We start from the raw sequence: 13186 nt of genomic DNA, 5'->3' as shown, positions 1-13186 counted from the left end.
TTTGTTGAGCCCAAAAAAATGCCCCGTCTCGAAAGAGCGGGGCATTTTTTATGCTGCGTAGAAACTCAGCGGTTGCGGGTCAGCAACGCTGGTTTTTCGCCACGAGGACGGCCGGGCAATTGATCCAATTGCTCTGGAGTCGGGAAACGATCGACCTTCGACTCCTTGTGGATAATCTTCGGAGCGGGGCCGCCACGCGGGTTCTGCACGGCTGGCTCGGAGGAACGTGGCTGGTCGTCACGGGCCGGGCGGCGATTACGCGAGTCTTCGCGACGGGCCTGGCCATCACGCGGAGCGCCGTTACGCGGGCCGTTGCGCTTGGCTGGCGGGGTGCCGGTGGTGCCGCCGCTGCTGTTACGCGGACCATTCTGACGGCCGCCCTGTGGCTGACCGCCGCGAGGAGCGCCTGCGCCCGCGCCCTGTGCCGGAGCACCTGGACGACGGCCACGGCCCTGGGCCGGCTTGGCCTGAGGCACGTAGTCAACGCGGTTACCGAAGTTATCCACATCGTCGTCGAGGAACTCGTCCGGAGCGCGGTCAGCGGCGGCGCGTGGCGGTTGGCTCGGCTGGCGCTGTTCGCGGGCCGGGGTGCCTTCGCGGGGCTTTTGCTCGCGGGCCGGGCGTTCGCCACGGCCGTTGCTGGCGGATTTTTCCTTGCCCTTGTCCTTGCCCTTATCGCGACGACCGCCGCCACCGCCACCGCCGTTCGGGCCATCGCCCTTCGGACCGCGCGGGTTGCGTGGGTTACGCACATCGGGACGCTCGCGCGCTTCAGGCTTCTCGGCTTCTACGGTACTGGCATCGAAGCCCATCAGGTCGCCGTCGGCGATTTTCTGCTTGGTCATGCGCTCGATGCTTTTCAGCAGTTTTTCTTCGTCCGGCGCCACCAGGGAGATGGCTTCGCCCGAACGACCGGCGCGGCCGGTACGGCCGATACGGTGCACGTAGTCCTCATCGACGTTCGGCAGCTCGAAGTTGACCACATGTGGCAATTGGTCGATATCCAGGCCGCGGGCGGCGATATCGGTGGCCACCAGGATACGCACGGTGCCGGCCTTGAAGTCGGCCAGGGCTTTGGTGCGCGCGTTCTGGCTCTTGTTGCCGTGGATGGCGACGGCGGTCAGGCCGTGCTTGTCCAGGTACTCGGCCAGGCGGTTGGCGCCATGCTTGGTGCGGGTGAACACCAGCACCTGTTCCCAGGCGCCAGCGGTGATCAGGTGGGCCAGCAGCGCGCGTTTGTGGCTGGCGGGCAGGCGGAACACGCGTTGCTCGATACGCTCGACCGTGGTGTTCGGCGGCGTGACTTCGATGCGCTCCGGGTTGTGCAGCAGCTTGCCGGCCAGGGCGGTGATGTCCTGGGAGAACGTTGCCGAGAACAGCAGGTTCTGACGTTTGGCCGGCAGGCGGGCGAGGACTTTCTTCACGTCATGGACGAAGCCCATGTCGAGCATACGGTCGGCTTCGTCCAGCACGAGGATTTCTACGTGGGACAAATCGACGCTGCCCTGGCCGCACAAATCGAGCAAACGACCGGGGCACGCCACCAGCACGTCGACACCACGGGACATGGCCTGAACCTGAGGGTTCATGCCGACGCCGCCGAAGATGCAGGCGCTGACGAACTTCAGGTCGCGGGCATACAGCTTGAAGCTGTCATGGACCTGGGCGGCGAGTTCGCGGGTAGGGGTCAGGACCAGTACGCGCGGTTGGCGCGGGCCGTGACGCTGGGATTTGTCCGGGTGACCGTTGGGGAACAACCGCTCCAGGATCGGGAGGGCGAAACCGCCGGTTTTACCAGTACCTGTCTGGGCTGCGACCATCAGGTCGCGACCTTGCAACACGGCGGGAATGGCCCGCTGTTGCACGGGAGTAGGCTCGGTATAGCCCGCCGCCTCGATGGCGCGGACTAAAGCCTCGGAGAGACCGAGGGAAGCAAAGGACATGAGTAATCCTGTTTTAGTTAGGGCTTGGCCCAAAGGGATAATCTTGCCGGGCGTGAATGGCGCTTAGGGGAGCGAAATCCCGTCCGGTCCTGCTGCGTCTGGCGAGCACTCCACCGGCTCGCGCGGGCTGCAAAGCTGCGCTGTAGCGGGGTTGGGTGCCTTTTTCAAGACCTCAGCGGCCGGGCGTAAGCCTGGCGGAAAGGCCGGAGTATAACAGAGCAATCACGGCGCGCTGCTTTCCTGCTGCTCAACGGTGCGTTCTGCAGCTGCAATACCGGGGATTCCGCCGTATCGGGCGCTCAAGGCGGCATAGTCAGGCTCTTGTTTGAAACGCTTTAATTCGGCAGCAAAACGCTGCACCAGCAGGTCCATGCCCGCGCCACGGCGTACGGCCAGAAACTGCGGTTGGCGGCTGACCACCAGCGGCGCCTGGCTGACCTTGCCCTCCAGGCCCAATGTTTTGATCAGATGCTGGCCGACCCGGCGATCGGTGATCAGTAGATCGATACGCCCCAGCAGCAATTTGCCGAAGTTCGCCTCGTGGCTCGGCGCCGATTCGCGATTGAACAGCGCCGAATCGCTGAATTCAGCCCCGTACAGGTAACCCGGCGAGGTGCCCACTGTCAGCCCGCGCAGGTCATCCAGATGCTGCGCCGGGTGGGGGCGCTCGTTGGCATAGAACAGCACGAAGTCCACGTCCGACAGCGGTTCGCTGGGGTACAGCAACTGGGCGTCGCGCGCCTGGCTGTGGAAAATATCCAGCGCGCCGTCGGCGTGGCCTTGGTCCAACATCGCCAGGCAGCGTTTCCAGGGCAGGAATTGCCACTGTACCTCGACCCCGAGACGCTGGAACACAATGACGGTGGTTTCATAGTCCAGCCCGTACATGGCGCCCTGGTCTTCATACACATAAGGTGCCCACGGCTCGGTGACAATGCGCAATTTCTCGCCATAAGCGGCCAGACTCAGGCAAGTGAAAAGCGCAGCGGTCAACAGCTTCAGAAGGGCGTGCATGCCCTGAGGTTACGATGCCACTGCGTTAAAGAGAAGCTCTGGCATGCGCATCCGGCGGATAGCGTTATTTGGCCGGAGACGTCATCAAGTGTTCGTAGATCGCGGTACGCCGCTCACCGAGAATCAAGCGGACGACGGGATTGGCAAACCAATGTTCCAATTGGTGAGCGTCGATCGGGTGTTTCTGTCGCTCTTCCTGGTTCTGTCGTGCCTTGTCCCACCAGACCGGGCCACATGCCTGGTCGAATTCATTCTCGTGCTCGTAGCAGCCGTAAAGGATTTCGCGAATGAACTGTTGCTGGTGCTTGGGCAGGACCAGCGTGATCATCTTGTACATCAGGCGCTGCATGCGTGGTGGTCGTGGCAGGTGGGCGGAGACCTGGCGGGTATCGGCCAGGGCTTGAGCGCTGGTGGGCGCCGACTGGTGCTTGGCGATCCAGGCTTTGACCTTGGCGCGAAACAGTTGCTTGCGGCTCCAGTAGTGATGGATCAGGTCCGGACACTCGCGCACCTTGACCGTACGGTAAGCGGCGATCGACAGGCAGAACTCTTCCAAGGTGTACGCGCCCTGGGCATGGGGGAACAGTTCATCCATCAAGGCGATGGAGTGATCCAGAATCGGGGCATCCTGCTGTGTCAGTCCCATGACCCCGGAGTTGAGCGTCATCATCTGATCGTCGGCCACGCCCATGTCGAGCAGACGCTGGTGCAGGGCGGTATAGAGGATGCTCTCGCGGTTTTCACCGTACTGGGTGTAGAAAGCGTTGCACAGCAGCGTGCCCGGCTGCACGCGCTCGAACAGTTCAAGGGGGGAGCGATGGAAGAAGGTGTCTGTGTCGATCAGCAGCGCCACCGCCGACTCTTCAAGCACCTGGCGCAACGCTACATGTTTGGTGCGGAAGTGATAACCGTGGGGCTCGCACCAGCGTTTACGCGTGGCCTCGTCCAGCGGGCGCACGCGTACGGGCAGCAGGCGATAGGGCTCGGGGTCGTCGCTGAATACCTGAATATCCACGGCATCGGGGGTTTCCTGCAGAAACGCCAGGGCACTGGCGATGCTGAACACGGCTTCCTGGTGGTAGGTCTGCGCACCGAAAACCAGATAGACCAACTGCGGGCGGGAAGTCGTAGGCACTGTATTCATGGACTGCGGGTTTCCGTGGACATGTAAAACGACAAAGGCCCTCGTCGAAACGAGGGCCTTGGTTCAGCCGGAAAGACTTCAGCGTGGCAGCTTGAGGTTGTTCCAGATGGCAAGGCTGGGTTCAGCCTGGTTCAGGGTATAGAAGTGCAACCCTGGTGCGCCACCTTGTAACAAACGCTCACACATCTCGGTGATAACCTGCTCGCCGAACGCCTGAATGCTCTTGACGTCGTCGCCATAGGCTTCCAGTTGCTTGCGAACCCAGCGTGGGATCTCTGCGCCGCAAGCGTCGGAGAAACGCGCCAATTTGCTGTAGTTAGTGATCGGCATGATGCCCGGCACGATTGGGATATCCACACCGAGAGCCCGTACACGCTCGACAAAGTAGAAGTAGCTGTCAGCGTTGAAGAAGTACTGGGTGATCGCACTGTTCGCGCCGGAGTTCGCCTTACGCACGAAATTCTGCAAATCGTCTTCGAAATTGCGCGCCTGGGGATGCATCTCCGGGTAAGCAGCTACTTCAATATGGAAGTGATCGCCGCTTTCTTCACGGATGAAACTCACCAGGTCATTGGCGTGGCGCAGCTCACCGCTGGCCATGCCCATACCGGACGGCAAATCGCCACGCAGAGCGACGATGCGCTTGATCCCGGCGTCTTTGTACTGGGTCAGCAGGCCGCGCAGGTCGGCCTTGCTGTCGCCTACGCACGACAAGTGCGGTGCGGCGGGAATATTGACCTGGCTTTCCAGCTGCAACACGGTGTTGATCGTGCGGTCGCGGGTCGAGCCGCCGGCACCGTAGGTGCAGGAGAAAAAGTCGGGTTGGTAGCTGGCCAATTGCGCGGCAGTGGCCATCAGTTTTTCATGCCCAGCATCGGTCTTGGTCGGGAAGAACTCGAAGCTGTAGCGACGGTCTTGGGACATGGTCATACCCTTTGAAACTCATAAAGCCGAAGGTGAACGCTGCAAGAACGAGCTTGTTATGGCGCAGGAGATTGCTCTGCGACCACAGCAAGCCCGTCCTACAGACGGACCAGCCGGTTACTTAGTAGCGATAAGCGTGCGGCTTGAACGGACCTTCGACAGTCACGCCGATGTAATCGGCTTGGGTCTTGGTCAGCTTGGTCACCACGCCGCCGAAGCCGCGAACCATTTCCAGGGCCACTTCTTCGTCGAGTTTCTTAGGCAGTACTTCCACGGTCAGGCGCTCGGCTTTCTGGGCAGGCGACAGGTCGGCGTACTTTTGTTCGAACAGGAAGATCTGCGCCAGCACCTGGTTGGCGAAGGAGCCGTCCATGATGCGGCTTGGGTGGCCGGTGGCGTTGCCCAGGTTAACCAAGCGGCCTTCGGCCAGCAGGATCAGGTAATCGTCATTCTGTGGATCGAATTCCCCAGCGCCGGTACGGTGAACCTTGTGCACTTGAGGTTTTACTTCTTCCCATGCCCAGTTCTTGCGCATGAAAGCGGTGTCGATCTCATTGTCGAAGTGACCGATGTTGCACACCACGGCGCGCTTTTTCAGGGCCTTGAGCATGTTGGCATCGCAGACATTCACGTTACCGGTGGTGGTGACGATCAGGTCGATCTTGCCCAGCAGGGCTTTGTCGATGCTGGCTTCGCTGCCGTCGTTGACGCCGTCGATGAATGGCGAAACCACTTCGAAACCGTCCATGCAGGCCTGCATGGCGCAGATCGGATCGACTTCGGACACTTTAACGATCATGCCTTCCTGACGCAGGGACTGGGACGAACCCTTGCCCACGTCACCGTAGCCGATCACCAGGGCTTGCTTGCCTGACAGCAGGTGGTCGGTGCCGCGCTTGATGGCGTCGTTGAGGCTGTGACGGCAGCCGTACTTGTTGTCGTTCTTGCTCTTGGTCACCGAGTCGTTGACGTTGATGGCCGGGATTTTCAGCTCGCCCTTGGCCAGCATGTCCAGCAGGCGGTGTACGCCGGTGGTAGTTTCTTCGGTCACGCCATGGACGCGATCGAGGATCTGCGGGTATTTCTTGTGCAGCAACTCGGTCAGGTCGCCGCCGTCGTCGAGGATCATGTTGGCATCCCATGGCGCGCCATCCTTGAGGATGGTTTGCTCCAGGCACCACTCGTATTCCTCTTCGGTCTCGCCTTTCCAGGCGAACACCGGAATACCGGCAGCAGCGATAGCGGCGGCGGCCTGGTCTTGAGTCGAGAAGATGTTGCAGGACGACCAACGCACTTCGGCACCCAGGGCAACCAGGGTTTCGATCAGCACGGCGGTCTGAATGGTCATGTGGATGCAGCCGAGGATCTTCGCGCCTTTGAGCGGTTGCTCGGCGGCGTACTTGCGACGCAGGCCCATCAGGGCAGGCATTTCGGATTCGGCGATAAAGGTTTCGCGACGGCCCCAGGCAGCGAGGGACATATCGGCGACTTTGTAGTCGGTGAAATCTGCAGGCGTGTTGACAGCGCTCATGAAGAGCCTCCATTCGTAGTGTGCGAATGGGCGCCGTTGTGCGTTTAGTATCAGGCCAGGGCAACCAGGCCGGACAACGCCCCATCCGAGCCTGACAGGTTGAACCTGCTGCAGCGCCCCTCGGACAGGTGGCGGGAAAACGGTAACAATTGAAGATGACCGTTTTGAAACGGGTGGGATTATAGCTGCGCATTCCAGACTTCCCAAGCCTTTCCGTCACCGGCATGAAGATCGCTCATGGCCGCTATAGGCAATGGTTCATAGAGCTTGGGCCCGGCCTCTGCCATGATGTTGCCCATCATTCGGCAAGACGCTTTGGAGTGACCATGAACTTCCACACCCGCAAATGGGTAAAACCTGAAGACCTCAACCCCAACGGCACACTGTTCGGTGGCAGCCTGCTGCGCTGGATTGACGAAGAAGCCGCGATCTATGCGATTGTCCAGTTGGGCAACCAGCGGGTCGTCACCAAGTACATCTCCGAAATCAACTTTGTCAGCGCCTCGCGCCAGGGCGACATCATTGAGTTGGGTATCACCGCCACTGAATTCGGTCGCACCTCGATTACCCTGACCTGCGAAGTGCGCAACAAGATCACCCGCAAAAGCATCCTCACCGTGGAGAAAATGGTATTCGTCAATCTGGGCGAAGACGGGCTGCCGGCGCCCCATGGGCGGACCGAGATCAAGTACGTGAAGGATCAGTTCAAGGAAGACAGCCCGCCTGAATAACCTCAGCCCGGGTTGATTTGCATTGCCAAATTATTCCGGATGGACCTATCCCAGGCTCTCGCTTCACTCAGGGTTCACCCTGTAGAGAGAGTCGTGTATGAAAATATCCAGTTCTAATGCCATTTTTCAGCCTCAACGGTCTGAAAACGTCGATAAGGATGCAAAGGCATTTCTAGTCAAGCACGTAGGCGAGCGCAAGATGAGTCTTGCTCGCGCCAGCGATGGGCAGGTGGAAGTGACCTTGTCGCCGCCACCGCCTGCACATCTGGTGTTGAGTGGTGGTGGGGCAAAGGGTATTGCATTTCCGGGCATGGTCCAGGCGCTTGAAGACCACAAGGCAATGGGCGGGGTCAAAGTCATCTCCGGCTCTTCGGCTGGCGCTATCTCCGCTGCGCTGCTCGCCAGTGGCATGGATGCCAAGACATTCGAAAAACTATCGAACAGCCTCAACTTGCCTGAATTGCTGAGCAGCAAAGATTCTCTTACCGCAAAGTTACAGAAGGCCAGTGCTCAACTTGGCAAGTTGGCGGAGCGCTTACCCGGGCCGGCCGGAAACATCGCGCAATTACTGTTCACTCTGATTCCGCGCCTGCAGACCGAAGCGCAGCCTCTGGAGGATTTGATTGGCGATCAAGCGCGTAAGTCGCTGTTGGCGCAGATCGCAGGGGCATCTCGGGAAAACCGGCCAGATGAAGTCATGAAGATTTCCGACCGGCTCAGCGCAGGGGAAGGGCCGACTTTTAATGATCTTGCGGTGTTGAGCCGCCACATTCCGGCGGTCAAGCAGCTCAATATTACGGGTGTCGGCATGTTCGATGGCCGACCGCAGTTGGTGGTCTTCAATGCCAGCACCACCCCTGACATGGACATTGCCCGTGCGGCTCATATATCCGGCTCACTGCCTGGCCTATTCAAAAGCCCGAAGGAGCAAGGCCATCTGTTTCAGGAACATGCTGAACAAACGGCATTCCAGGATGGTGGGCTGCTGGTCAATACACCGTCTTCTGCGGTGATTGATCCGCCTTCTTCAGAGCCCTCTCTGAGCAAGACCGAGTCGTTGGTTGTCAAGTTCGAACCCGATAATCCGAAGCCTGCAACGAGCGGCGGTTTTTGGAGTGACGTGGTCGATAGGATCCTGGGAATTCCCCATGCGGCTGCTGAGGGGTATCAGGAAGATAAGCTCAAGGCCCAAGCGGATCAGACTGTCGTGTTACCGCTGAAGTCCGAAAAGGGCGATTTTCGCGGCCTGCTGGGTGGCACGGTTAATTTCACCATGACCGACGATCAGAAAATGCACCTGCAGGCGTCGGCGCGTGCAGCGGTAGGCGCGCACCTGGAAAGGCGTGCGCAGTTACGTGAGCGCTATCAATTTGAGTCATTGGACCAAGCTGTATTGGCCATGGACGATGACATGCTGGCGAGCGTTGAGCATGATCTGAAGAAGGATCCCGCCGCCAAGGATGTGCTGATGTTTCGTAATGGTGCAACGCAAGCGCTGCAAGCGCTGAATGTCGCCATTGCCGAAGCCAATCAGGCCGGTGACAAGCTGACGGTGACACCCAAGATCGCGAGGGCGTTGCGTAACTTGGATGCGCTGGCGCGAGGCCCTGAGTATGTCGAATGGTTGGGGCGGCGCCTCAACGCAGCCGACAAGCCTAATTTTCAGCAGCTCCTGCAAATGATGAGCAAAGCGTCAGTTGGCGATAACACCGCGATGTCCAAGGTGATGAAAAGCGCGGTTGCACAGATGAAAAGGAATGATCTGGCGGTAAAAGCCGAAAACTTTACGCGGGAAGTCATTTATCCGTCGCTCTATCGTCCGGGCCAGCCGGCATCCAACATCGAGCTGCTGCGACGTGCAGCCCGTGACTTGGCAGATGCGCAGACGCCACAGGCGTTCAATAACGTGCTCGACGGCATCGTCAAACATTACAAGGCGCGCAATAAACCCTGGAGTGTCCCGTTTCGCTCTACCACTGTGGAAGCGGCCAAAGCCTGGCGTCTACCGGTTTAGTTGCCTGGCCACTGAACAGCCACTGTCACGGCGTGTCGTAGCTAAAGGCATCCCTTGGACTTTGGTAAATCATGGCCACACACGAAGACGGTAAAACTCCGAACCTGTCGCAGGAAGAGCAGCAGGATGTCGACGAGAACCAACCACCCCGCGCGGCGGTGCTGCACGAAATTATCCGCACCCAAGGCGATCAGGAACTGGAGCGCAGCGTCGCCGCCCTATGGTGGTCGGCGCTGGCCGCCGGCCTGACCATGGGGCTGTCGTTGATGGCCATGGGATTGCTCAATTCGCGCCTGCCCGACGGTGAAGCTTTCAAGGTCATCGCCAGCTTCGGCTATTGCGCAGGTTTCCTCGCGGTGATCCTGGCGCGCCAGCAATTGTTTACGGAAAACACCCTGACCGCCGTGCTGCCGGTGATGAGCAAGCCGACTTTGGCCAATGCCGGGCGCTTGTTGCGGCTGTGGTCGGTGGTGTTGGTGGGCAACCTGTGCGGCACCTTGCTGGTGGCCTACGTGATGCTGCACTTGCCTATTTTTGACACCAAGACCGATCAGGCCTTCCTGGAGATCGGCCGAAAGGTCATGGAAAACGACGCCGGCCAGATGTTCGCCAAGGGCATCATCTCGGGCTGGATGATTGCCACCATGGTGTGGATGATCCCGTCGATGGAAAGCGCCAAGATGTGGATCATCATTGTGATCACCTACCTGATGGCCCTGGGGGATTTCACGCACATCGTGGTGGGCTCTGCAGAGGTTTCGTACCTAGTGTTTGCCGGCGAACTGTCGTGGCATGACTTCTGGCTGGTGTTTGCCGGCCCAACCCTGGCCGGCAATATCATCGGTGGCAGCTTTATCTTTGCATTGATCAGCCATGCGCAGATTCGCAGCGAGAGTAAGTTGAGTTCCCCTGATCGCTGCGGCGCACGTCAGGGCGAGGAAAGGAGGTGATACCGTCCCGCGAAGACTGATGCAGACTCTTTGCGGGACACTAGGGCTAAAGTTTTCAGGCGTTCAGCGATGTGCTGGCAGGTTCGGCGGCAACTGTGCGGTCAGGTGCCCTCAGTTGCCCCTCCCACCGGGCAATCACCAATGGCGCCAGCGCGTTGCCAAGCACATTCAGCGCCGTGACCGGCATGTCCATCAGGCGATAGACACCAGCGATAATCGCCACTCCTTCCACGGGGAGACCCGCCGCAGTCAAGGTCGCGGTAAGGATGATAAACATGAAACCCGGCACGCCCGCCGCGCCTTTTGACGTCAACACCATGATCAATACCAGCATCCCCTGATCCGCCAGGCTCAGGTCGATGCCATACGCCTGGGCAATGAATAATGTACCCAACGCAGCAAAAAGAGATGCGCCATCCAGGTTGAACGAGTAGCCCAGTGGGATAACCATGCTGGTAATCGGGCGTGGTGCACCATAGCGCTCCATTTTCTCGATCAGTTGAGGCATCACTGTCGCTGAAGCGGCGCTGCTATAGGCCAGCAACAATTCACTGCGTATCTCCCGCACCAAGTGGAAGAAGCCGATCCCCGCCAGGCGTGCAACTGCGCCCAATACACACAATGCAAATAACAGCACTGCGATATAAGTCGTGCCGATCAGTTTGGCCAGTGGCAGCAAGGCACTGAGGCCAAAGCTGGCGATGGTGACTGCGATCAGCCCGAAAATGCCGATTGGCGAGTAATGCATGACCAGATGGGTGACTTTGAACATGGTGTCGGAGATGGCCTGCATCACACTGATCAAGGGGGCCTTGCGCTGCTCGGGCAGCATAGACAAGGCGCAACCGAACAGGATGGCGAAAAACAGCACGCAGAGCAGCTTGCCCTGTGACATGGCCAAGACGATGTTATCCGGTACGATCGCCAATAGCGTTTGCCCCAGGTTCTGGGTTTTGCCGTTGGCGGCCAGCTCTGTGACTGGCGTCTGCAAAGCACTGCCAAATTCGGCCCCCGAGCCAGGCTCGACGACGTTTCCAACGATCAGGCCAAAGACGATTGCAACACTGGTGATCGTGAAGAAGTAAACGAAGGTCTTCACGCCGACGCGTCCCAACGCGGCGGGATTTCCCATGCCAGCAATGCCGACTGTCATGCAAGCGAAGACCAGAGGCACGACGATCATCTTCATCAGCTTGATAAACAAGTCGCCTGCCGGTTGCAGCAAATTGTCAATGAACCACAGCTTGTGTTCGGGAAACTGGTTGAGAAGGATGCCGACGATTATCCCGGCAGCCAGGCCGATCATGATGCGAGTCACAAGGCTGGTTGGTTTTTTGGTGGTCATGGGGGTTGCCCTTATTGTTGTAGATATCAGGGATTTATTGAGCGAACAGCCCGGCGAAGTTTTTGAACCCTTTCACCTCGATGGGGTTGCCGCTGGGGTCAAGAAAAAACATCGTGCGTTGCTCGCCTGGCTCGCCAGCGAATCGGGTCACTGGCGGAATCTCGAAACATGTACCCAGGCGGGTAAGACGGTCGGCAAGCGTCAACCACTCCTCAAGTGGTAACACCACGCCCAGATGCGGCATCAGCACATGATGCTCACCCACCAGCCCGGAACGCGTGGTGGGAAACGGCGTGCCCAGGTGCAGTGAAAGTTGGTTCCCGAAAAAATCGAAGTCGATCCAGGTCTCGCTGCTACGGCCTTCCGTACAGCCCAAAACATCTCGATAAAAAATCCGCGCCTGGTTTAGGTCATAGACATGATATGCAGCGTGGAAAGGTCTGTTCATGGGGGGTGCTCCGTGTGGGGGAGCTCTCAAATTAAACAGGCCGCGTATCCGGGTAAAACGGGTTCGCCTTGGTCTGAGCGAAAGGAAAACTTATGGATGTTCGATTCCTGAGAAGTCTGGTCGCAGTCATTGAAGCCGGCTCCATTGCTGCGGCCGCGCGCCGCGAAAATCGTAGTGCAGCGGCGATCAGCCAACGAGTCAAAGCGCTTGAGCGGACGTTGGGGTGCACGCTGCTTATGCGCACTGCGCATGCCGCGTGGCCCTCGGACCAGTGCCTATTGTTGTTACCAAAAATTCAAGCAGTCATTAAGCAGGCGCGTGAATTGCAGGAGGATCTGAGCCAGGATGGCTTATCGGGAGAGATCAAGATCGGTGCCATTTCGACGGCATTGACCGGCGTTTTACCGGCGGTGATCGAGCGCCTGGCCCTTTCGGCACCTGGGCTGAGACTGAAGATCACACCAGGAGACTCCAGAAGTCTCTATGAGAGATTGCTGGCTCAGGAGCTGGACGCTGCGATTCTTGTCAGGCCTCCCTTTCAGCCACCCAAGGCTTTGGCGACGACCTTATTGCGGGCTGAGCCTTTGATCCTGATTGCTCCGGCTGAGTGGGGCACGCAAACGTTAGAAGCATTGCTGCGCGAGCGTTCATTCATTCGGTACGACGCTCGTTCGTGGGGTGGGCAGATTGCACAGCGCTTCCTCGATGAACAGTCCTTTGACCCGCAGGTGTTGTGTGAGCTGGATGCCTTGGAAACCATCGTCATGTTGGTTGCCCAAGGCATGGGGGTATCACTGGTACCGCAGTGGGCAGGGATGTCTGGCAATGGCCTGTGTGTCTTGCCGGTCGACGATGCGCCACGCTATGCGCGGGATCTGGTCATCATGCATAGCTCGACGCCGCGCCGCCCACTGGCGATGCGGCACTTGCTTGAATACCTGCGCAATTGCAGCGCGCCCTCAGGCAAACGTGTTGTGTAGCGACGTAAATCCCCGTCACTTCACTGAGGTTCGGCATCACGCCGATGGTGGGCGGCAGGCCGATAAAGCGGAAGCCCATATAGGTGAGCAGGGTTGTGAGGTAAATAAAGGCGGCGACAAGTTCAAGCATCCGGGGTGCTTGGACGCTGGGGGGAATGGGGG

The 13186-nt window shown here is 59.0% G+C and carries 11 protein-coding genes, 1 pseudogene and 1 riboswitch; of the genes and pseudogenes, 4 read left to right on the top strand and 8 right to left on the bottom strand.

Annotation, left to right across the window (positions count from 1 at the left end; all coding sequences use genetic code 11):
• Positions 1-65: 65 nt before the first annotated feature.
• The 5 genes from ABX75_RS07665 to ahcY form a co-directional block, all read right to left on the bottom strand.
• Positions 66-1943 (bottom strand): DEAD/DEAH box helicase, encoded by a 1878-nt coding sequence (locus ABX75_RS07665; RefSeq protein ID WP_034101237.1) that lies wholly within the window; start codon positions 1941-1943, stop codon positions 66-68.
• 222 nt (positions 1944-2165) lie between these two features.
• Entirely contained in the window at positions 2166-2957 is a 792-nt protein-coding gene (locus tag ABX75_RS07660) for an ABC transporter substrate-binding protein (RefSeq protein WP_047881708.1), read from the bottom strand.
• A 64-nt stretch (positions 2958-3021) separates the two neighbouring features.
• Positions 3022-4101 (bottom strand): hypothetical protein, encoded by a 1080-nt coding sequence (locus ABX75_RS07655; RefSeq protein WP_034101235.1) that lies wholly within the window; start codon positions 4099-4101, stop codon positions 3022-3024.
• A 78-nt stretch (positions 4102-4179) separates the two neighbouring features.
• Positions 4180-5025, bottom strand: a complete 846-nt coding sequence (gene metF, locus ABX75_RS07650) for a methylenetetrahydrofolate reductase [NAD(P)H] (RefSeq protein ID WP_034101762.1) — start codon at positions 5023-5025, stop codon at positions 4180-4182.
• 121 nt (positions 5026-5146) lie between these two features.
• Positions 5147-6556 carry an adenosylhomocysteinase gene (ahcY, locus tag ABX75_RS07645; protein WP_034101234.1) on the bottom strand — a complete coding sequence of 470 codons (1410 nt, stop codon included), beginning with the start codon at positions 6554-6556 and terminating at the stop codon, positions 5147-5149.
• Positions 6557-6577: 21 nt separating this feature from the next.
• Positions 6578-6684: riboswitch (S-adenosyl-L-homocysteine riboswitch) on the bottom strand.
• Between the two features lie 198 nt (positions 6685-6882).
• Here ahcY and ABX75_RS07640 point away from each other — a divergent pair.
• The 3 genes from ABX75_RS07640 to ABX75_RS07630 all read left to right on the top strand — a co-directional run bounded on the left by ABX75_RS07640 (position 6883) and on the right by ABX75_RS07630 (position 10251).
• Positions 6883-7287: an acyl-CoA thioesterase gene (locus ABX75_RS07640; RefSeq protein ID WP_034101233.1), complete on the top strand. Its 405-nt coding sequence runs from the start codon at positions 6883-6885 to the stop codon at positions 7285-7287.
• A 97-nt stretch (positions 7288-7384) separates the two neighbouring features.
• Positions 7385-9301: a patatin-like phospholipase family protein gene (locus tag ABX75_RS07635; RefSeq protein WP_047881707.1), complete on the top strand. Its 1917-nt coding sequence runs from the start codon at positions 7385-7387 to the stop codon at positions 9299-9301.
• A gap of 71 nt (positions 9302-9372) precedes the next feature.
• A complete protein-coding gene (locus tag ABX75_RS07630) occupies positions 9373-10251 on the top strand; it encodes a formate/nitrite transporter family protein (RefSeq protein WP_047881706.1) in 879 nt (292 codons plus the stop codon).
• A 55-nt stretch (positions 10252-10306) separates the two neighbouring features.
• Here ABX75_RS07630 and ABX75_RS07625 read toward each other — a convergent pair whose 3' ends face one another.
• Positions 10307-11596, bottom strand: a complete 1290-nt coding sequence (locus tag ABX75_RS07625) for a cation:dicarboxylate symporter family transporter (protein WP_232925757.1) — start codon at positions 11594-11596, stop codon at positions 10307-10309.
• Positions 11597-11630: 34 nt separating this feature from the next.
• Complete coding sequence (locus tag ABX75_RS07620; RefSeq protein WP_047881705.1) at positions 11631-12044, bottom strand: VOC family protein; 414 nt, start codon at positions 12042-12044, stop codon at positions 11631-11633.
• Positions 12045-12136: 92 nt separating this feature from the next.
• Between ABX75_RS07620 and ABX75_RS07615 the strand changes: the two genes are divergently transcribed.
• Positions 12137-13024 (top strand): LysR family transcriptional regulator, encoded by an 888-nt coding sequence (locus ABX75_RS07615; protein ID WP_047881704.1) that lies wholly within the window; start codon positions 12137-12139, stop codon positions 13022-13024.
• A 34-nt stretch (positions 13025-13058) separates the two neighbouring features.
• Here ABX75_RS07615 and ABX75_RS29625 read toward each other — a convergent pair.
• Positions 13059-13154: pseudogene (locus tag ABX75_RS29625) on the bottom strand (hypothetical protein); the annotation flags it as partial.
• Positions 13155-13186 lie beyond the last annotated feature (32 nt).

Origin of the sequence: Pseudomonas sp. ARP3 (assembly GCF_001029595.1) — a bacterium.
Classification (GTDB): domain Bacteria; phylum Pseudomonadota; class Gammaproteobacteria; order Pseudomonadales; family Pseudomonadaceae; genus Aquipseudomonas; species Aquipseudomonas rhodesiae.
This window is presented reverse-complemented; position numbering and strand designations above follow the sequence as displayed.